Origin of the sequence: Stenotrophomonas sp. SbOxS2, assembly GCF_013416715.1 — a bacterium.
Taxonomy (GTDB): domain Bacteria; phylum Pseudomonadota; class Gammaproteobacteria; order Xanthomonadales; family Xanthomonadaceae; genus Stenotrophomonas; species Stenotrophomonas lactitubi.
The window spans coordinates 370,672-389,807 of the sequence record NZ_JAAVXD010000004.1 but is presented as its reverse complement, the minus strand read 5'-3'; the positions used below and the strand labels follow the sequence as shown (position 1 = coordinate 389,807).

Sequence of the window (19,136 nt, the reverse complement as noted above, 5' to 3'; positions counted from 1 at the left end):
AACTCCCTTTGGGAGTGTCCAGAAGTACTTGACCACCACAGATTCACGGCGTCCCCCGCGAACCCAACCCGCCCGGCCAACCACGGCTGTTGCCTTCAGCGGCCACCCACGAGGGGCTGTGCCGTTCGCCGACCTTCGCCGCCGATGCACGCATGAATCTGCGCAAGCGCATTTCTGTAATCGTTCCCACAACGCCGCACAGCAGCATGCCCGCTGACGAAGTTCCATTAAAAGTGGGCGCCAATTCACATTTTGACGCCGCGTTGATCCTGATCAATGGACTTGTCGCAATCGGCCTGCACAATGGCGGCCCGTTCGGCATGGCGCGCCGTCTTTGATGCAGCGCGAGGGGCGTCGGATGGGAAAGCAGTACTGATCCAACAGGTACAAGGAGCGCGGAGCACTGCCACTGGGGAGCGGCAGCCGCGCAGGTACCGACCGGGTCCGGCGGCCGGTTGCGTCTGCGGGGATGGGGACGCAACCGGCAACCTCTGCCTGAATGGGGCAGGTCAATCACGACGTCTTCACATTTCTCGCTGAACGCGAGCAAATCGTTGTGATTCATGGTCTTAGGGGTTTTAATTCATCCATGACCTGCTAACCTGCGGTGATGATTCGACGTTCTCTGGCCTGCATGCTCACCCTCGGCCTGGTCGCCTGTGCGACCCAGCCGACGTCCCCTCCGACTTCGCCCCAGGCCAGCAGTACGCCGCGCCACCCGGCGGCCAAGCCTCAGGGCCCGGCCGAAGCCGCGCCGGAAGCGGCAGCCGCTACGGCTGCGCCGGTCGATCTCACCCCGGTGCCGTTCGAAACCGCGCGCGCCAGGTTCATTGCCGAAACCGCCAAGCGCTACGGCCTGAAGCCCGACGAGATCCGCAACGTGCTCGACCAGGCGCAGGTGCGCCAGCCGATCATCGCCGCCATGTCGCGCCCGGCCGAACGGGTCAAGCCGTGGAACGAATACCGGCCGATGTTCATCAGCAAGGCGCGCATCGATGGCGGCAAGGCGTTCCTTGCCCAGCATCGCGCTGAACTGGACCGCGTACAGCAGCGCACCGGTGTGCCGGCTGAAGTGATCGTGGCGATCATCGGCGTGGAAACCAGCTACGGCAAGAATGCCGGCAGCCATCGCGTGCTCGACGCGCTGTATACGCTGGCCTTCTATTACCCGCGCAGTGGCGACCCGGCCAAGCTGGAACGCGAAGTTCGCCGCGAGCTGTTCTTCCGCGATGAGCTGGCCAAGCTGTTCGAGCTCGGCCGCGAGGAAAAGCTGGACATCACCACGCTCAAGGGCAGCTATGCCGGCGCGATGGGCATGGGCCAGTTCATGCCCTCCAGCTATCTGGATTACGCGGTGGACGGCAACGGCGATGGTCGCCGTGACCTGTTCACCAGCTACGACGACGTGTTCTCGTCCATCGCCAACTACTTCGTGAAGAAGGGCGGTTGGGTGCGCGGCGGCCAGGTTGCCGTGCCGGCCACGCTCGCTGCCGGCCGCGAAGAGTTCAACCCGACCGAGTGGATGCCCACCTGGTCGCTGGCCGATCTGGCCCAGCGTGGTTACCAGCCGAGCGCACCGGTGCAGCCGGGCGCCACCGCTACCCCCATCACGCTTGAAGGCAGCACCGGCAAGCAGTACTGGCTGGGCTTCCAGAACTACTACGCGATCACCCGTTACAACCTCTCGAAGATGTACGCGATGGCCGTGTTCCAGTTGTCGCAGGCCATTGCCGGACAGGAGCTGCCCCCGGCATGAACATCAGATGGCTGGTCCCTGGATTGATCGTCCTCGCGCTGGCCGCCTGCAGCAGCGCGCCGAAAAAGCCGGCGACCGCCGGCCACGGTGGCAAGCCGTCCGGCACGGTGGTGCAGGGCAAGGGCGGGCGTCCGGCGCATTGTCCGGAGGGCTCGCCGTATGCGGCCGCCACCGAGGACCTGTCCACCCGTGGCAACTACACCGCTGGCGGCCTGTACAAGCCCGGCGTGAAAGACACCACGCCCAGTTACGTGCCCAACGTAGCCTGCATTCCCGAGCCGCTGGTCACCAATGAAGACCGCTCGGCGATCGGCAACAAATCGCCCTACGTGGTGCTGGGCAAGCAGTACAAGGTGCTCGACGACACCCGCAACTACGTTGAACGTGGCACCGCTTCGTATTACGGCGCCAAGTTCCACGGCCGCCTGACCTCCAACCGCGAGGTCTACGACATGTACCAGTTCACCGCCGCGCACAAGACCTTGCCGCTGCCCAGCTTCGCCCGCGTGACCAACCTGGACAATGGCGAATCGGTGATCGTGCGCGTCAATGATCGTGGTCCTTTCCACGATGGCCGCGTGGTCGATCTCAGCTATGCCGCCGCTGTGCGCCTGGGCATCACCCAGCGCGGTACCGGCAACGTGGAAGTGCGCGCGGTGCAGCCGGGTGAAACCAACCTGATGGCGCAGAAGCCGTCGCGCCGCGAACGCCGTGCTGCTGAAGCGGCGGCGGCCACTGCTGCCGTCGCCAGCGCACGCCCCGCACCTGCCGCACGCGCGGTTGCCGACAGCGACATCGATCGCCTGGTCAACCGCCTGCCTGCCGATGGGGCGCCGGCGCGTGGCCAGCCGGCCACCACCCAGGCCGCCGTCAGCACGATGCCGGAGGTGGCGGTCAGCAGCCTGCCGCCCAGCGCACCCGCGCCGCGTCCCGCCGCGCCGGTCGTGGCCACCGCCATGCCGCGCAGCCCGGCCCCGGCCAGCCTGTCGCAGAAGGTAGTGGGCGCGGTGATGCTGCAGGTCGCCAGTTTCTCCAGCCGCGACAACGCCAACCGGGCGATGGGCCAGCTCAACGCTGCCGGCATCGTCGGTGCCACCATCAGCGACATTGCTGCCGGTGGTCGTACCCTGTGGCGCCTGCGGGTACCTGCCAGCGACCACGCCAGCGCGGCGGAACTTGCCGGGCGCATCTCGGGTCTGGGCCTTGGCTCGCCACAGATCGTCAAGGACTGATTCCGCCCGGGCCGGTGCTGCCGGCCCTTGCCACCCCGGCCTTACAATGGCCACCTTGTCCCATCCTTCATTTTCCGGCCGTCCCCTGGAGCCTGCTGTCCCATGAATTTCCGTTCCGCCGCCACTGCCCTGGCCGCCACCCTGGTGGTCGGTCTGGCCTCCGCCCAGACGCCGCTGCCGACCCCGGCCACCCCGACGCCTGCCGCCGCCGCTGCCCCCGCTACCGTGGCCACGCCGCCGGCGCCGGCACCCAGCGTGTCCAAGGCCTGGGTGCTGATGGACTACGCCACCGGCCAGGTGCTGGCAGGCGAGAACATCAACGAACAGCTGGCCCCGGCCAGCATCACCAAGGTGATGACGTCCTACGTGATCGCCGCCGAGGTCAAGAACGGCAAGGTCCGTCCCGACGACCAGGTGATGATGAGCGAACGCGCCTGGCGCGAAGGTGGCGCCGGCACCGACGGCAGCTACAGCGGCTTCCCGGTCAACCAGACCGCACGCCTGGAAGACATGGAAAAGGGCATGGCGATCCAGTCCGGCAATGACGCCGCGATCGCCCTGGCCGAGCACGTGGCCGGCAGCGAAGAAGCCTTCGCTTCGCTGATGAACAGCTACGCCGCCAAGATCGGCATGAAGAACTCGCACTTCGTGAACGCCCACGGCCTGACCGCCCCGGGCCATCACAGCAGCGCCTACGACCTGGCCCTGCTGGGCCGCGCGATGGTGCGCGATTACCCGGAAACCTACGCGTACAACAAGATCAAGGAATTCCAGGTCGGCACCATCAAGCAGCCGAACCGCAACCTGCTGTTGTGGCGCGATGGCAGCGTGGACGGCATCAAGACCGGCCACACCTCCGAAGCCGGCTACTGCCTGATGAGCTCGGCCCAGCGCGGTGACCAGCGTCTGGTCGCCGTGGTGCTGGGCGGCGCGTCGGAAAAGCAGCGCGCCGATGACAGCCTTGCCCTGTTGAACTGGGGCTTCCGCTTCTTCGAAACCCACCGCCTGTACGAGCCGGGCAAGGCCGTGGCCGAGCACAAGGTCTGGAAGGGCACCACCGACAAGGTGCAGCTGGGCGTGGCCCAGCCGATGCTGGTCAGCGTGCCGCGCGGTCGCTACAACGACCTGAAGCCGAGCATCGACGTGCCCAAGACCCTGGAAGCGCCGTTCACCGCTGGCCAGCAGATCGGCACCGTCAAGGTCACCCTGGATGGCAAGCTGGTGGCCGAAGCGCCGCTGGTGGCGGTGGCTGCGGTCGAGCAGGCTGGCTTCTTCAAGCGCCTGTGGGACAGCTTCTGGATGTGGTGGGAATCGGAATGATCCGCAGCGTGCTGCGGTGAACGGAAAAGGCCGGCGAATGCCGGCCCTTTCTGTTTCGGGAGCCGGCTCCGCATGAATCCCGCCGGCACTACCAGCCCGATCGCTTACAGCGAGCGGCTGACGGTGAAACTGCCGAACACCGGTGACTGGCGCTGGCCATCGAATTCGCGGGTGCTGTGGTAGCGCGCCATCGCGAACTTCCAGCGGCCGCGCATCACCGCGATGCCATAACCGCCTTGGGCGACCACATGACGCTTGTCCACGCTGTGGCTGTTGCGGAACGTGTTGCCGTCCAGGGTGATGTCGCGGATCACCCACGCCGCATCGGTGGTGGCAAACAGGTGCCACGACCAGCCGGACGGCTTGCCACCCCGGGTCGGCGCGGTGTTCTCGCCTGCCGGGCGCAGCGGGGTGCTACCGAAATCGTCGGGCAGCTTCCAGCCGAAGCGCACTTCGCCACCGAGGTTCGCCTTGGTTTCCAGGTTGCCGATCGAACCGCCGTAGTGGCTGATCGCATCCCAGCCCCAGCCGTCGGCATTGATGCTGGCATCGCCCGGCCAGCGGCGCATGCGCTCGTGGGTCAGCATGAACACCGGTTCGTTGTGCAGCTGGTTGTCCCAGCCCTTGAACTTCTCATCGCCCAGCACGCTGTGCACGGCGTCCTGCACCTGCTTGCCCTGCGCCCACGGCCCGACCACGCCCAGCGACAGCTGGGTGGTCTGCAGGCGATCGCCGCTGCGCGCGTTGAAGCCGAAGCTGACCAGCAGCACGCCGGCATACGGCCGGTCATCCTTGATCAGGTCGCTGCGGGTCGGGTCGGTGGGGGTGAAGATGCCCTGGGCCAGGCTGAAGATCATGTTCTGCTGTTCGAACTTGCCCGGGTGCAGCGCTTCCAGGTGGCTGTTCACCCAGCGCGCCAGACGCGGCAGGCAGGGGTCATCGGTGTAGTCGACCAGGTTGGGCGAGACCAGGGTCAGCTGGGCGCCATTGGTATAGCCCTGGTCCTGGTGGCGGCCGCCGAACAGGTCGTTGTCGACGCGGAAATTGACCTGCGGCGGATGCTCGCGCATCGCGTCCGGGCCGCATTGCTCGGCTGCGTGGACGGAAAGGGGGAGGGCGGTGGCCAGCAGGCCGGACAATCCAAAGGATGCGAGGTAGCGCATGGATGGGATGATCATCGGGAAGGGGGCTTTTGTCTGTCGTTTTATGCAACGACACGTTACTCCCGGCGATGTGATGGAACGAGCGCGCTGGGATCACTTGTCTGTTCCGAAAACAACATTGTCTGATCGACACAATTGGTTACCGCAGGGGCAGCTGCGCGGATGGGCGCGGGGGCCCTGAGACCCGGGTCCGGGCCTGAATGGATGTTCAGCTGCAACGCAGCGGCCCGCCTGCGGTGCCGCCGGGCTTTATGAATACTCTTGGGTTTGTTGCCCTGCGGCCCGATAATGGGCGCATGGAAATCAAGTCCGACAATCCCGAACACGGCTTCCAGTTCCCCGGTCAGTTCGAGCTCAGCGCGATGGGCCCGGCCAACCGCGGCCTGGAGCATGAACTCCCCCGCCTGCTGCTGGCTGCTGGCGTTGACGTGGTGAACGAGCGCATCAGCTGGAAGCATTCGTCCAACGGCAAGTACGTCTCGGTGCGCCTGGTCTTCCGGGCCGAGAACCGCGAACAGTACGACGTGGCCCACCAGGCCCTGCGCGACCACCCGGAAGTGAAGTGGACGGTGTAGCCGTCAGCTGCCCTGCCGAAGTGGCGGCCCCCGAGGCGCGTCCACCGCGCCCGGCGGTGGTCCGTGACCTGGGGCGCCAGCCCTACGAACCGGTCTGGCACGCCATGCAGCGTTTCACCGACCAGCGCGACGACGACACGCTCGACGAGCTGTGGGTGGTCGAGCATGACCCGGTGTTCACCCTGGGCCAGGCCGGCAAGGTCGAACACGTGCTGGCGCCGGGCGAGATCCCGGTCGTCCACGTCGATCGCGGCGGCCAGGTGACCTACCACGGCCCCGGCCAGATCGTGATCTACCCGCTGCTGCGCCTGCCGCGGCTGGGCATCGGCGTGCGCGACTACGTGTGCCGCATCGAACAGGCCATCATCGACACGCTGGCCGAGTGGAACATCGGTGCCGAACGGCTCGACGGCGCCCCGGGCGTCTATGTCGGCGGCGCCAAGATCGCCGCGCTCGGCATCCGCGTTCGCCGCGGCTGCACCTTCCATGGCCTGGCCTTCAACGTGGCCATGGACCTGGATCCTTTCCACCGCATCAACCCCTGTGGTTACGAGGGGTTGCAGGTGACCACGGTGCTAGACTTGGGCGGACCGTCCGGGATGGACGCCGTCAAGCCGGTGCTGCTGGACCACCTGGCCCGCCAGTTCGGCCTGCTGCTGCAGCCCGTGCCTGAACTGCCTGATCTCTCTGCGGCCGCCTGACCGCCCCCGGAAACGCCATGACTGAAACCACTGCCCGCACCATTCCCCTGCAGATCGTGCAGGCCGAGCTTCCGTCCACCGCGCCGTTGCAGGCCGGGGTCAAGCAGATGGGTGGGGACAAGATCAACCGCTCGCCGGTGCAGTTCGCCGACGTGCCGGTGCTGCGCAAGCCCTCCTGGATCCGCGTGCGCATTCCTTCGGGCAATGCCGTGCAGAACCTGAAAGCCAAGCTGCGTGAGAACCGTCTGGTGACCGTGTGCGAAGAGGCCAGCTGCCCGAACATCCACGAATGCTTCGGCCACGGCACCGCCACCTTCATGATCCTGGGCGAGGTCTGCACCCGTCGCTGCTCGTTCTGCGACGTGGCCCACGGCCGGCCGAAGCCGCCCGATGCCAACGAACCGGCCAGCCTCGGCCAGACCGTGGCCGACATGGGCCTGAAGTACGTGGTGGTGACCAGCGTCGACCGTGATGACCTGCGCGATGGTGGTGCCCAGCACTTCGTCGACTGCATCACCGCCATCCGCGAGAAGTCGCCGGGCACCCGCATCGAAGTGCTGACCCCGGACTTCCGCGGCAAGGGCCGCATGGAGCGCGCGCTGGAGATCCTGGCGCAGAACCCGCCGGACGTGTTCAACCACAACATCGAAACCGTCCCGGACCTGTATCGCAACGTGCGCCCGGGCGCCGACTACCAGTGGTCGTTGAACCTGCTGAAGAACTTCAAGGCGCAGCACCCTGACGTGCCGACCAAGTCGGGCATCATGCTGGGCCTGGGCGAAGACTTCGAACAGATCAAGGCCACCATGCGCGACCTGCGTGCGCACAACGTGGACATGATCACCATCGGCCAGTACCTGCAGCCGACCGCGCATCACCACCCGGTGCTGAAGTACTGGACGCCGGAAGACTACAAGACGCTGGAAGTCTACGGTTACGAGCTGGGCTTCAGCCACGTGGCCTCCGGCCCGATGGTGCGCTCGTCGTACCACGCCGACGTGCAGGCCAAGGGCGCCGGCGTCCAGTAAACGCTTGCCGCCGGGCATGGCCCGGCGCTACCGATGGGTGTCACCACCACCATGGTGGGTGTCGCCGCCACCGTGGTGGGTGCGGACCGTTGGTCCGCACGCCTTTGCCTGCATTCACAATTTGCTACACCGGCCCCGCTAGGCTGGTTTTCCACCGAACGTGGGCGGGTGACAAACCCGGCAACTTTCGGCACTGTCGCGGTGTCTGAACACCCTGCAGTCTCCCCCTTGGCAAGGCGCCTTCGAGCACGTCAATGAAATTCAAAGCCCCCGCATTCCTGATGGCCCTGGCGCTGGTCGCGCCGCTGGCGCTCGCGGCCAAGGCCGATTCGCCGGCGTTGCCGGCTGCCGCCACCGCCGATCAGGTGACCACCTCCAAGCTGGTGTACGGCCTGTTGTCCGACAGCCGCTACGCGTACCGCCCGCGTGCGCTTGATGAAGCCACCTCCAAGGATGTGTTCAAGCGCTACCTGGAGACGCTGGACGGCGGCAAGCAGTACTTCACCCAGGCCGACATCACCCGCTTCGCACCGTTCCAGGCCGGCATTGCCAATGCCATCCGCGGCGGCGAACTGGAGCCGGCGTTCCAGGTGTTCGCGGTCTACAAGCAGCGCGTCGGCGAGCGTGTGGCCTATGCGCGCAAGCTGCTCAAGCAGGAACCGGATTTCACCACCGATGAGCGCTTCGAGTACGACCGCAAGGAGGTGCCGTGGGCCGCTTCCAATGCCGAACTCGACGAGCTGTGGCGCAAGTCGGTGAAGAACGACTGGCTGCGCCTGAAGCTGGCCGGCAAGAAGTCCGATGACATCCGCAAGACGCTGGACAAGCGTTACGCCACCCTGGAAAAGTCGGTCAACGAACTGAAGGGCGAAGACACCTTCCAGTTTTTCATGAACGCCTATACCAGCGCGGTTGATCCGCACACCGATTACTTCACCCCGCGTACCGCCGAGAACTTCAACCAGGCGATGTCGCTGTCGCTGGAAGGCATCGGTGCGCAGCTGCAGCGCCAGGACGATGTGGTGGTGATCCGCGAGATCATCGCCGGTGGCCCGGCGGCTGTGGACGGCACGCTGAAGCCGGGTGACCGCATCGTCGGTGTCGGCCAGGGCAAGTCCGGGCTGGTGGAAGATGTGATCGGCTGGCGCATCGATGATGTGGTGGCCAAGATCCGTGGCGCCAAGGACACCGACGTCAAGCTGGAATTCATTCCTGCCGAAGCCGGCGTCGACGGCAAGCACCACACCCTGGTGCTGACCCGGCAGAAGGTGCGCCTGGCCGAACAGGCGGCCAAGGGCGAGACCATGACCATCCCGGCCGCCAATGGCGAGCCGGCGCGCAAGGTCGGCGTGATCAAGCTGCCGACCTTCTACCAGGACTTCGAAGGCCGTCGTCGCAACGCCGCCGACTATGCATCGGCCACCCGCGACGTGGCCAAGCTGCTGGCTGGTTTCAAGACCGACAAGCTGGACGGCGTGGTGCTGGACCTGCGCAACAACGGTGGTGGTTCGCTGGATGAAGCGATCGAGCTGACCGGTCTGTTCATCGAACAGGGTCCGGTGGTGCAGGTGCGCGAATCCGGTGGCCGTGTCACCGTCAACAGCGACCGCAACCAGGGCGTGGCATGGGACGGCCCGCTGGCCGTGCTGATCAACCGTGGTTCGGCGTCGGCGTCGGAGATCTTCGCCGGTGCCATCCAGGACTACGGCCGCGGCCTGGTCATCGGTGAAACCAGCTTCGGCAAGGGCACCGTGCAGAACATCGTCGACCTGGACCGTTGGCCGAGTGGCGAAGCCCAGCGCTTTGGCCAGGTGAAGCTGACCATCGCCCAGTTCTTCCGCATCAGTGGCAGCAGCACCCAGCACAAGGGTGTGGTGCCGGACCTGGCGTTCCCGGCCAGCGTCGATGCCACCGAGTTCGGCGAGAGCACCTACGACAACGCACTGCCGTGGACCCGCATCGCCGCAGTGCCGCATACCCAGTACGGCAACTTCGCGCCGCTGCTGCCGAAGCTGGAAACGCGCCACGACTCGCGTATCGCCACCGACAAGGAGTTCCAGTGGTGGAACGAGGACGTGGAGCAGTTCCGTACCGAAGCCGCGAAGAAGTACGTCTCGCTGAATGAAGCAACCCGTCGTGCCGAGCGCGAGCGCCAGGACACCCAGCGCAAGCAGCGCCAGATCGTGCGCAAGGAACTGGGCCTGGCCCTGGACCCGCTGGCCGATGACAGCAGCGATGATGGCCTGACCGGCAACGAGCGCGACATCGTCAAGGATGCCGCCCGCGAGAAGGCCGCCGAGAAGCGCCCGGACCCGCTGCTGCGTGAATCGGCCTCGATCCTGGCCGACGCAGTGAACCTGCTGGAGGCCGACCGTCCGCTGTCGGCACAGGTGCTGCCGCAGTCCACCGCCGCAGGCCGCTGGGCCGACTGATTGACTGAGGAGGGGGCGGAGGGGTTTAAGTCGTTGGTGCCACAAGCGACTTAAACCCCTCCGTCCCCTTTTTGCATGAACCGGGAGCAACGGTGGCGGCCGGGCCAAGCAGTATCGACCCGGCGCACACGGGCAGGGGGCTACCCTCGGGGCTACCGTCTTTGCAGGAGTACCCATGCGGGCCTCCCTCCTCTCCGCTTCCCTGTTGGCCGCCACCAGTGCCCTGGCATTGACCGCGTGCGGTGGCCGTGCTGCCGACAGCAGTCTGCTGCGGGAGTCCTTCGACTCCGGCGACACCTTCTCGCGCACCGTCGATGGGCGCCCGGCCGACGCCTGCGAGGCGGCACGGCGCACGTTGCTCAGCCAGGGCTATGCCATTGCACGGTCGGACGACGCACAGGTGGAAGGCAACAAGAATTTCCAGCCGCGCGAGGATGACCACGAACAACTGGTGCTGCGTATCTCGTGCGCGCCGCGTGGCAGCCAGGCGCTGGTGTTCGTCAGCGCCGTACAGGACCGCTATGCGCTGAAGAAGAGCCCGACCTCGGCCAGTGTCGGCGTGGGCGCATTGGGCTCGGTGTCGTTGCCATTCGGCAGCAATGACGACTCGCTGGTGAAAGTGGCCAGCAGCACGATCACCGATGCCGAGTTCTATCGGCGCTTCTTCCAGCGCCTGCAGCAGTACCTGCCAGCGGCAACGAAAGCAGAGCCGCAACCGCAACCGGCCGCGTCGCCGCAGCCTGCGGCCGGGCCCGAACCAGTGCCCGCAGCAACGGACCAGGGCTGAACGTGCGCGGCAGGGTGATGGCATGGGCCCTGCTGCTGGGCTGGCCTCTGAGCGCGCTGGCCGCTACGGCCGAGTGCACCCAGGCCCTGCTGCAGCGGCTGGGGTGGCGTTTTGAAACCGCAGCGATCACCGCGCCACAGGTACAGGGTGGGCCGGTGTGCACGCGTGCCTCGCTGGCCGAGGCGCAGGCAGCCGGTGATCTGAGCGTGCGTTGGCCGGGAACGCTGGCCGAGGCCGACCGGCAGGCCCTGTTGCAGCAGTTGTTGGATGACCCGGCCACGGTCTGCGCCTACGCCTTTGAACTGGGCGCGGCCGTGCAGCGTGCCACGCAGGCACTGCAGGACAATGAGAGCTTCCGCTTCACCGGTGTGCAGCTGGGCTGGATCGGCTTTGGCGCACGCGGCGCCCCGGCACAGGGTTGGCAGCGGGTGCGCAGCTTCGGCCGCGGCTATGTACCGGCCGCCAGCAACAGCCGCGCACTGGATGCGTTCTACACCGGGCACGTGCGCGCCGAGTGCGGTGTCGGCCGTCAGGTCGCGCAGCTGGCTACGCAGCGCGAGCTGTACGGCGATGCGGCCTTCGATGCGGAGTTCACTGCGGACGAACTGTCCATCGGCACCTTCCTTGGCCTGCACGACACCGACAGCATCCTGCTGGGCGCGCAGGCCGGCCAGTTCCTGGCCGACGGCAAGGCCGTGCGCACCTCGGCGATGGGGCGGCAGGCATTCGTAGGGCTGCCGGGCTTCATCGAACACGTATTCGACAAAGGCACGCTGGACGACCTCAGCAACCAGGCGGAAAACTTCGTCGTGGTGGAGGTGGGCGAGGGGGCCGCGCGGGCCCTGGCAGAACACGGCGGCCTGGCCTGGTACGACCAGCGCAATCGTGCCCTGTGGCAGTTGGCGCAGGGCATTCCGCGTGTCGGCCAACGCTATTTCGAGCGGCTGCTGTACGAGCGCGATCCGGTCCTGCGTGCGCAGCTGGCCCCGCGCTATCGCGACGTCGTGCAGCAGATGGACCAGTTGCTGGACGATGCGTTCTACCAGCGGTTCGTGATCTACGTGCACCCACGCGGTATACGTCCTGTCGGCTATCACATCATCCGCCTGCTCGACCGCAATCCGCGCACGCCGTTTTCCATCGACCTGGCGTTGCACAATCTGCATACCACGCTCTACCGGCGTTGGCGCGAGGCGCAGCTGCGCCACTGCGCGACGACCGGCCGGCCAGGCAGCCTGACTTCCGACAACAACTGAAGGTGAAACAATGGATATTGCAATGATCGGCCTCGGCCGCATGGGCGCCAACATGGCCCAGCGCCTGCACCGCGGTGGCCACCGCGTGGTCGGCTACGACCCGGGCGAGGGCGCCCGCCAGCGCGCCGCCGAGGCCGGCCTGGAGGTGGTGGATTCGCTGGCCGCCGCAGTGGCCGCGCTGCCGGTGCCGCGCGTGGTGTGGCTGATGGTGCCGGCCGGCGAGACCGTGGACCAGACGCTGGGCCAGTTGACCCCGCACCTGGCCGAAGGAGACGTCGTCATCGACGGTGGCAACTCCAACTACCAGGACTCGATCCGTCGCGCCAAGGCGCTGGCCGAAGATGACCTGGGCTACGTGGACTGTGGCACCAGTGGCGGCGTGTGGGGCCTGCAGGAAGGCTACAGCCTGATGGTGGGTGGCGATGCAGCAGTGGTCGAACAGATCGCACCGCTGCTGCGCACGCTGGCACCGGCCGAGGACCGCGGATGGGCGCGCGTCGGCCCGTCCGGCGCAGGCCACTTCACCAAGATGGTCCACAACGGCATCGAGTACGGAATGATGCAGGCCTACGCCGAAGGCTTCGCGTTGATGGAGCGCAAGCAGGAGATGGAACTGGACCTGGCGCAGGTGGCCGAGGTTTGGCGCCACGGCAGCGTGGTGCGTTCGTGGCTGCTGGACCTGAGCACCGAAGCCCTCAAGCGCAACCCCTCGCTGGATGGCATCGCACCGTACGTGGAGGATTCCGGCGAAGGCCGCTGGACCGTCGCCGAAGCGATTGCGCTGGACGTGCCGGCACCGGTGATCACCCTGTCGCTGCTCGAACGCCTGCGTTCGCGTGAGTCGAACTCGTTCACCGACCGCCTGCTGTCAGCGATGCGCAACGAATTCGGCGGCCACGCCATCAAGAAGTCGTAAGCACCGGTTTGACGTAGATCCACGCATGGCGTGGATCTGCCGTGTCGACCAAGGTCGACACCCACCAACAGCCGCATGAACCTGTCGAAGGCGGGGTGGGTCCGGTTGCGGGGGCGTGAGCCGCATGGATGCGGCGACCGAGCTTACATGGACGTACTTGCAGCGTCCCCCGCAACCGGACCCACCCCGCCATCCCTCAGCAGCCCAGCTTTTGCCGTTGCCGTTGCCGTTGCCGTTGCCGTCGATTCGGCGGGTGCAGGGCGCAGCCCTGCCGATCACCCCACTTGCACCCGCCGCCCTTCGCGCGCGCTGTCCATCCCCGCCTGCAGCAACCGCATCACCTGCAGCGCCTGCTGTGTGCTGACCGTCGGCTCACCCTCGCCCTGCATCGCCGCTGCGAAGTCGGCATACAGGCGCCGGTAGTCACCCGGCAGGTTGTCCACGGTGCTGCGCTGCACGTTGTCCTCCGCATCGCAGTGCAGCAGTTCGCCGTGGTGCGGATCGATGCCCCATCCCGGCGCGCCTGGCGCAACGCCGCGACGCAGCTGCGCCTCCTGCACGTCCAGCCCATGCTTGATCCAACTGGCGGAGGTTCCATGCACGGCGAAACGGGGTGCAGGCGCAGCGACCAGTGAACCGGCATGCACGATCGCGCGATGGCGCGGGTAATGCAGTACCGCGTGGAAATAGTCGACGCCGCTGCCGCCTTCGCGCTGCACGGCAAGGTCCGCATCGATCGCCTGCGGACAGCCGAACAGCACCAGCATCTGGTCCAGCAGGTGCGGCCCCAGGTCGTACCACAGGCCGCTGCCCGGCCCCTCCTGCTCGCGCCAGCGTTCGCGCACCTGCGGGCGGTAGCGGTCGAAATGGGCGTGGCATTCGGCGATGTCACCCAGCATGCCGTCGGCAAGCAGTGCCTGCAGGGTCAGGAAATCCGCATCGAAGCGCCGGTTCTGGAACACGGTGGCAATGCGTCCGGCACTGCGCGCTGCAGCCAGCACCTGCTCGGCTTCGTCCACGTTCACCGCGAACGGTTTGTCCACCATTACGTGCTTGCCGGCAGCCAGCGCGGCGATGGCCAACGGCGCGTGCTGTTCGTTCGGCGTGGCGATGACCACCGCATCCACCGCAGGGTCATCGAAGACCTCCTGCGCGGTAGCGCGTATGTGGACGTCGCTGAAGGTGCGCAGCAGCGTATCGCGCTGCGAACTGACGACGCTGTGCAGGGCCAACCCCGGCGTGTGCTGGATCAGCGGGGCGTGGAAGACGCGGCCGGCCAGGCCGTAGCCGATCAGGGCCAGTTGCAGCTCGGGGCGCATGGGAAGACTCCGCGCGGATCGGGAAGTGCAGGACAGGAACCTCAGGGTAAACGAGATGACTACGCGCCCGAAAGCTGAACGATTCCCGCTGCAGGTGTGCCCATTCACGTGAGCATGACCGCAGCGCCACGCCTGCACTACAAGCAGTTGGCGACACTGGGCCCACCAACCAGTAGGAGAACCACACGATGAGCACCACGACCCGTACGCTGTTGGCTTCCGCCCTCACCCTGGGCCTGGCGCTGTCCTCCTCGGCCGCTTTCGCCCAGGACGCCGCAGCGAAGAGCCCGCCGAAAACCGATCATTCGGCGATGACCCATGCCGACCGCCATGATTCCAACGAGCCGGTCACCGACAGCTGGATCACCACCAAGGTCAAGGCCGATCTGCTCGCCAGCAGCAATGTGCCGGGTACCGAAGTGAAGGTGGAGACGGTCAATGGCGTGGTCAGCCTGAGTGGCACCGTTGCCACCAAGGCCGAGCATGACAAGGCCATCGCCACCGCCAAGGGCATCAAGGGCGTGACCCGCGTTGATGCCGCCGCGCTGAAGGTCAGTGCCGCCAAGAAGCGCTGATCGACACCGCAGGTTGCCAGCAGGGGCGCTCCCACGGGGGCGCCCCTGTTTTTGTAACGTCGGGCCTGCGCGATGCCTGCTGATGGGCGCCCCGCCGAACGACCCATTACCCCAGAGATGTGACCGGCTGCGCTATATTGCCGGTTCCGCCGTGGCTGATCCTGCCCGGATCGCTCTCCCCGGCTGAGCTGACGAGGAACTATGGCGCTGGTTTTCAGTGATGACATCTGGGATCGCTGGCGACTGCCTGCTTTGGCGCTGGCAGCGGCAGCCATCATCGTGGTCCCGTGGTTGACCCTGCGCAAACTGCAGCAGGACAACGAGCTGGCCATGGGCTGGGTGACCCATACCCAGCAGGTGACTGTGGCCCTGCAGCAGCTGCAGACCGACGTGCGTGACATCGAATCGGCTGCGTTGACGCTGTCCAAGGGCGTGGATGCGCCAGGCCTGCGCGAGCGCATGGCCAAGGCCAACGACATCCCCGAGCGCCTGGCCGAACTGGGCCGGATGACCCGCGACAATCCCGAGCAGCTGATCCGCATCGGCCGCATCCAGTCGATGCTGGAAGGCCGTATGGGGGTTGCGCGTGAGCTGGCGAAGTCCGAGCCCAACAGTGACCAGCGCGAGCTGGTGCAGGACCTGAGCACGCGCTATCCGATCCGCGGCCTGGTGGAAGAACTGCAGGCCAGCGAGGAAGCGCTGCTGGCCCAGCGCGCCGCCCAGGCGGAGCGACAGAAGCGGCAGACCAACTTCGTCTCGTGGAGCTCGCTGCTGGTACAGCTGGCGCTGCTCGGCCTGGTGCTGTGGCTGCTGCAACGACAGATTGGCCGCCGCCTGCAGGCTGAACGACAGTCGCAGCGTGCGGCTGCGCGCGCGGCGTCGGTGCTGCAGACCGTGCGCGAACCGATCGTGCTGTTGGATCGCGAGCTGCGCGTGCAGCTGCACAATCCCGCGTTCTCCGAGTTGTACGGGCTGCAGGATGAGCGCGCCGACGGCCTGCTGCTGGAAAACGTAGGCGAGGGCGCATGGCGTGACCCGGTGGTTCGCCAGCGTCTGGCCGACGTATTGCTGCGCGGCCGTGAACTGTGGGATTTCGAACACGAACAACGCACCGTCGACGGCATGTCCCGCTACATGCTGCTCAACGCGCGGCGCATGCCGCTGCCTGACACCGACGATGAAGTGGTGCTGCTGACCGTCAGCGACGTGACCGTGCAGCGTGCGGTGCAGACACGTGTTGAAGAATTGAACCGGCAGCTGGAAGGCAAGGTTGCCCAGGTCTCGGAGGTCAACCGCGAGCTGGAAGCGTTCAGCTACTCGGTGTCGCACGACCTGCGCGCGCCGCTGCGCCATGTTGCCGGTTTCTCGGACAAGCTGTCGCGCCATCTGGGCGAGGCCGCCGACGAGAAGAGCCAGCACTACTTGGGGGTGATCTCCGGTTCAGCGCGGCGCATGGCCACGTTGATCGACGACCTGCTGGTCTATTCGCGCCTGGGCCGCGCAGCGATGCGCCAACAGACCGTGGACATGCAGTCGCTGGTGGCCGATACGCGCGCGATGCTCGACGCGAACGTGCAGAGCGAAGCCGAGAGCAGCGGTCATGCGCATCAGGTGGAGTGGAGCATCGCGCCGCTGCCGATCGTGGTGGGCGACGAGAACATGCTGCGCCAGGTCTGGCTGAACCTGCTGGGCAACGCGGTGAAATACTCGGCCAACCGCGAGCCGGCGAAGGTCCGCGTGGACTACCAGCAGCAGCCTGATGGCGGTCATCAGTTCACGGTCAGCGACAATGGTGCAGGCTTTGACATGGCCTACGCCGGCAAGTTGTTCGGCGTATTCCAGCGCCTGCACAAGGCCAGCGACTATCCGGGCACCGGTATCGGCCTGGCCAGCGTACGCAGGGTGCTGACCCGCCACGGCGGCCGCATCTGGGCCGAAGCCGCACCGGATGCCGGCGCCACCTTCCACTTCTATCTTCCCCCCGTGCTCGACGCGGACAAACAGGGCCCCATCGCATGACGACGCTGCGCACCATCCTCCTTGCCGAAGACAGCCCGGCCGACGCCGAAATGGCGATCGATGCGCTGCAGGAAGCGCGGCTGGCCAATCCCATCGTGCACGTCGAAGACGGCGTGGAAGTGATGGATTACCTGCTGCGCCGTGGCGCCTTCGCCAGCCGCGAAGAAGGCCTGCCAGCGGTCCTGCTGCTGGACATCAAGATGCCGCGCATGGATGGCCTGGAAGTGCTGCGGCAGATCCGCGAACACGACGAGCTGAAGCGGTTGCCGGTGGTGATCCTGTCTTCCTCACGCGAGGAAAGCGACCTGGCCCGCAGCTGGGACATGGGCGTGAACGCATACGTGGTCAAGCCGGTGGACGTGGACCAGTTCTTCGGCGCCGTGCAGACCCTGGGCAAGTTCTGGGCACTGATCAACCAGGCTCCGGAGATCGAGTAGGCCCATGCCCCTGACCGGTCCCGCACTCGGCGCATTGCGCATCCTGCTGGTGGAAGATTCCCCCGAGGATGCCGAGCTGATGTCCGAACAGATGCTCGATGCAGGCCTTGAGGCCACGTTCGAGCGTGTCGAGAGTGCGGACGACCTGCGCCATGCGCTGGCGCGCTTCCAGCCGGACATCGTGCTGTCCGACCTGAGCATGCCTGGCTTCTCCGGCGACGACGCGCTGCGCATCGTGCGCGACGCGTTGCCGGAGGTGCCCTTCATCTTCGTCTCCGGCACCATGGGTGAGGAGAACGCGGTGGCCGCCCTGCAGAAGGGCGCCAACGATTACATCATCAAGCACCAGCCGGCACGCCTGCCGTCGGCCGTGGCGCGCGCGGTGCGTGAGGCACGCAGTGCCATCGAGCGCTCGCGGGTGGAAACCGAGCTGATGCGCGCGCAGCGGCTGGAAAGCCTGTCGTTGCTGGCCGCAGGCCTGAGCCACGATCTGCGCAACATCCTGCAGCCGCTGCTGATCATGCCGGACCTGCTGAAGGCGCGTACCCAGGATCCGCAACTGCACCACCTGGCCGATGTGATCGCCGAGTGCGGTCGCCGTGGCCATGAGATGGCCGAATCGATGCTGTCGTTCGTGCGTGGGTCGCGCAAGGCCAGCGAGCGCATCCACATCGATGACCTGTTCCAGGCCGTGGCGCTGCTGTTGCGCAGCAACGTGCCCGATGGCGTCCGCCTGGACCTTGTGGTCGAGGATGAGGGGCTGGTGGTCGATGCCAACTACACCGAATTGCAGCAGGTGCTGTTGAACCTGGCGCTCAACGCGATCCAGGCGATGCCTGATGGCGGCAACCTGAGTCTGACCGCCAGCCATGGCGGCCAGCGCGATGGCGAGGACTGGCTGCGCATCGCGGTGGTCGATGAAGGCACCGGCATGGATGCGGACACGCTGTCGCATCTGTTCAATCCGTTCTTCACCACCAAGGCCGATGGCACCGGGCTGGGCCTGATTTCCTGCAAGCGCATCGTTGAAGGCGCCGGTGGCAGCATCCACGTCAACAGCCAGCTGGGGCAGGGCACCTGCTTCGAGCTGCGCTTGCCGATGCATGCCAGCGCCGAGGGCGGCGAACCGATCGAACAACTGGTGGCGCTGGGCAGTGGCCAGTCGATCCTGGTGGTCGATGGTGAAGCCACGCGCCTGTCGCTGCTGGGCAATGCGCTGTCCAGCCAGGGCTATCAGCTGCAGCTGGCCTCCGATGGCCCGGCGGCGCTGCGCTGGATGCAGCAGGAGGCGATGCCGGCGCTGGTGATTGCCGATGCCGGCTCCAAGCTGTTGTCGGCCAGCCAGCTGCTGGGCGAGATGGCCACGCTCGGATACCGGGGCCCGGCACTGGTGCTGGAAGATGCTGCCGGGGAAATGCCGGCAGATGTGTTCCCCGCCGGCATCGAGGTGCACCTGCTGCGCAAGCCGCTGCAGATGCAGCAGGTGTTCCGCGCGGTGGCCGACGCGCTGGGCTGACGTCGAGGGAACGCCGTAGAGCCGAGCCCATGCTCGGCTGCTGTCTGCATCGGCTGCCTAAGCCGAGCATGGGCTCGGCTCTACAGGCGTGCAGCGGCGGCGTT

General features: G+C 66.5%; 17 protein-coding genes. 15 read left to right on the top strand and 2 right to left on the bottom strand.

The features are described from left to right. Nucleotides 1-152 precede the first annotated feature (152 nt). The 4 genes from HFK18_RS09695 to HFK18_RS09680 all read left to right on the top strand — a co-directional run bounded on the left by HFK18_RS09695 (nt 153) and on the right by HFK18_RS09680 (nt 4,308). On the top strand, nt 153-338 hold the full coding sequence (locus HFK18_RS09695) for a hypothetical protein (protein WP_180166056.1): 186 nt from the start codon (nt 153-155) through the stop codon (nt 336-338). Between the two features lie 272 nt (nt 339-610). Continuing rightward, nucleotides 611-1,756, top strand: coding sequence for a lytic murein transglycosylase B (gene mltB / locus HFK18_RS09690; RefSeq protein ID WP_180166055.1), 1,146 nt, complete (start codon nt 611-613; stop codon nt 1,754-1,756). Continuing rightward, the gene (locus HFK18_RS09685) at nt 1,753-2,988 is read left to right on the top strand and encodes a septal ring lytic transglycosylase RlpA family protein (RefSeq protein WP_180166053.1); all 1,236 of its coding nucleotides are present in this window, start codon (nt 1,753-1,755) and stop codon (nt 2,986-2,988) included. The genes mltB and HFK18_RS09685 overlap by 4 nt, the downstream gene beginning before the upstream one ends. A gap of 102 nt (nt 2,989-3,090) precedes the next feature. Then, complete coding sequence (locus HFK18_RS09680) at nt 3,091-4,308, top strand: D-alanyl-D-alanine carboxypeptidase family protein (RefSeq protein ID WP_180166051.1); 1,218 nt, start codon at nt 3,091-3,093, stop codon at nt 4,306-4,308. Between the two features lie 104 nt (nt 4,309-4,412). Here the strand turns inward: HFK18_RS09680 and HFK18_RS09675 are convergent, their stop codons facing one another. Continuing rightward, nucleotides 4,413-5,486 (bottom strand): lipid A deacylase LpxR family protein, encoded by a 1,074-nt coding sequence (locus HFK18_RS09675; RefSeq protein ID WP_180166049.1) that lies wholly within the window; start codon nt 5,484-5,486, stop codon nt 4,413-4,415. A 281-nt stretch (nt 5,487-5,767) separates the two neighbouring features. Here HFK18_RS09675 and HFK18_RS21815 point away from each other — a divergent pair, with 281 nt between their 5' ends. From HFK18_RS21815 to gnd, 7 genes are all read left to right on the top strand, one after another. After that, the gene (locus HFK18_RS21815; RefSeq protein WP_032975372.1) at nt 5,768-6,046 is read left to right on the top strand and encodes a YbeD family protein; all 279 of its coding nucleotides are present in this window, start codon (nt 5,768-5,770) and stop codon (nt 6,044-6,046) included. Between the two features lie 20 nt (nt 6,047-6,066). Continuing rightward, nucleotides 6,067-6,747 carry a lipoyl(octanoyl) transferase LipB gene (gene lipB / locus HFK18_RS09665; RefSeq protein ID WP_229979891.1) on the top strand — a complete coding sequence of 227 codons (681 nt, stop codon included), beginning with the start codon at nt 6,067-6,069 and terminating at the stop codon, nt 6,745-6,747. Between the two features lie 17 nt (nt 6,748-6,764). Next, a complete protein-coding gene (gene lipA / locus HFK18_RS09660) occupies nt 6,765-7,775 on the top strand; it encodes a lipoyl synthase (protein ID WP_180166047.1) in 1,011 nt (336 codons plus the stop codon). A gap of 254 nt (nt 7,776-8,029) precedes the next feature. Continuing rightward, on the top strand, nt 8,030-10,207 hold the full coding sequence (locus tag HFK18_RS09655) for a carboxy terminal-processing peptidase (RefSeq protein WP_099820915.1): 2,178 nt from the start codon (nt 8,030-8,032) through the stop codon (nt 10,205-10,207). A 175-nt stretch (nt 10,208-10,382) separates the two neighbouring features. Then, complete coding sequence (locus tag HFK18_RS09650) at nt 10,383-10,994, top strand: DUF2242 domain-containing protein (RefSeq protein WP_180166045.1); 612 nt, start codon at nt 10,383-10,385, stop codon at nt 10,992-10,994. Between the two features lie 17 nt (nt 10,995-11,011). Further along, nucleotides 11,012-12,250 (top strand): hypothetical protein, encoded by a 1,239-nt coding sequence (locus HFK18_RS09645; protein ID WP_180166044.1) that lies wholly within the window; start codon nt 11,012-11,014, stop codon nt 12,248-12,250. Between the two features lie 10 nt (nt 12,251-12,260). After that, complete coding sequence (gnd, locus tag HFK18_RS09640; protein ID WP_176019582.1) at nt 12,261-13,166, top strand: phosphogluconate dehydrogenase (NAD(+)-dependent, decarboxylating); 906 nt, start codon at nt 12,261-12,263, stop codon at nt 13,164-13,166. Nucleotides 13,167-13,441: 275 nt separating this feature from the next. On the opposite strand, the gene HFK18_RS09635 is transcribed toward gnd, so the two are convergent. Beyond that, nucleotides 13,442-14,485, bottom strand: coding sequence for an oxidoreductase (locus tag HFK18_RS09635; RefSeq protein ID WP_180166041.1), 1,044 nt, complete (start codon nt 14,483-14,485; stop codon nt 13,442-13,444). A gap of 188 nt (nt 14,486-14,673) precedes the next feature. Between HFK18_RS09635 and HFK18_RS09630 the strand changes: the two genes are divergently transcribed. The 4 genes from HFK18_RS09630 (at nt 14,674) to HFK18_RS09615 (ending at nt 19,032) form a co-directional block, all read left to right on the top strand. After that, complete coding sequence (locus tag HFK18_RS09630; RefSeq protein ID WP_099820920.1) at nt 14,674-15,060, top strand: BON domain-containing protein; 387 nt, start codon at nt 14,674-14,676, stop codon at nt 15,058-15,060. A gap of 201 nt (nt 15,061-15,261) precedes the next feature. Beyond that, nucleotides 15,262-17,079, top strand: a complete 1,818-nt coding sequence (locus HFK18_RS09625; RefSeq protein ID WP_180166040.1) for an ATP-binding protein — start codon at nt 15,262-15,264, stop codon at nt 17,077-17,079. Beyond that, entirely contained in the window at nt 17,076-17,516 is a 441-nt protein-coding gene (locus HFK18_RS09620) for a response regulator (protein ID WP_025878695.1), read from the top strand. The genes HFK18_RS09625 and HFK18_RS09620 overlap by 4 nt, the downstream gene beginning before the upstream one ends. Nucleotides 17,517-17,520: 4 nt before the next feature. Beyond that, nucleotides 17,521-19,032: a hybrid sensor histidine kinase/response regulator gene (locus tag HFK18_RS09615; RefSeq protein WP_180166038.1), complete on the top strand. Its 1,512-nt coding sequence runs from the start codon at nt 17,521-17,523 to the stop codon at nt 19,030-19,032. The last annotated feature ends 104 nt before the right edge of the window (nt 19,033-19,136 follow it).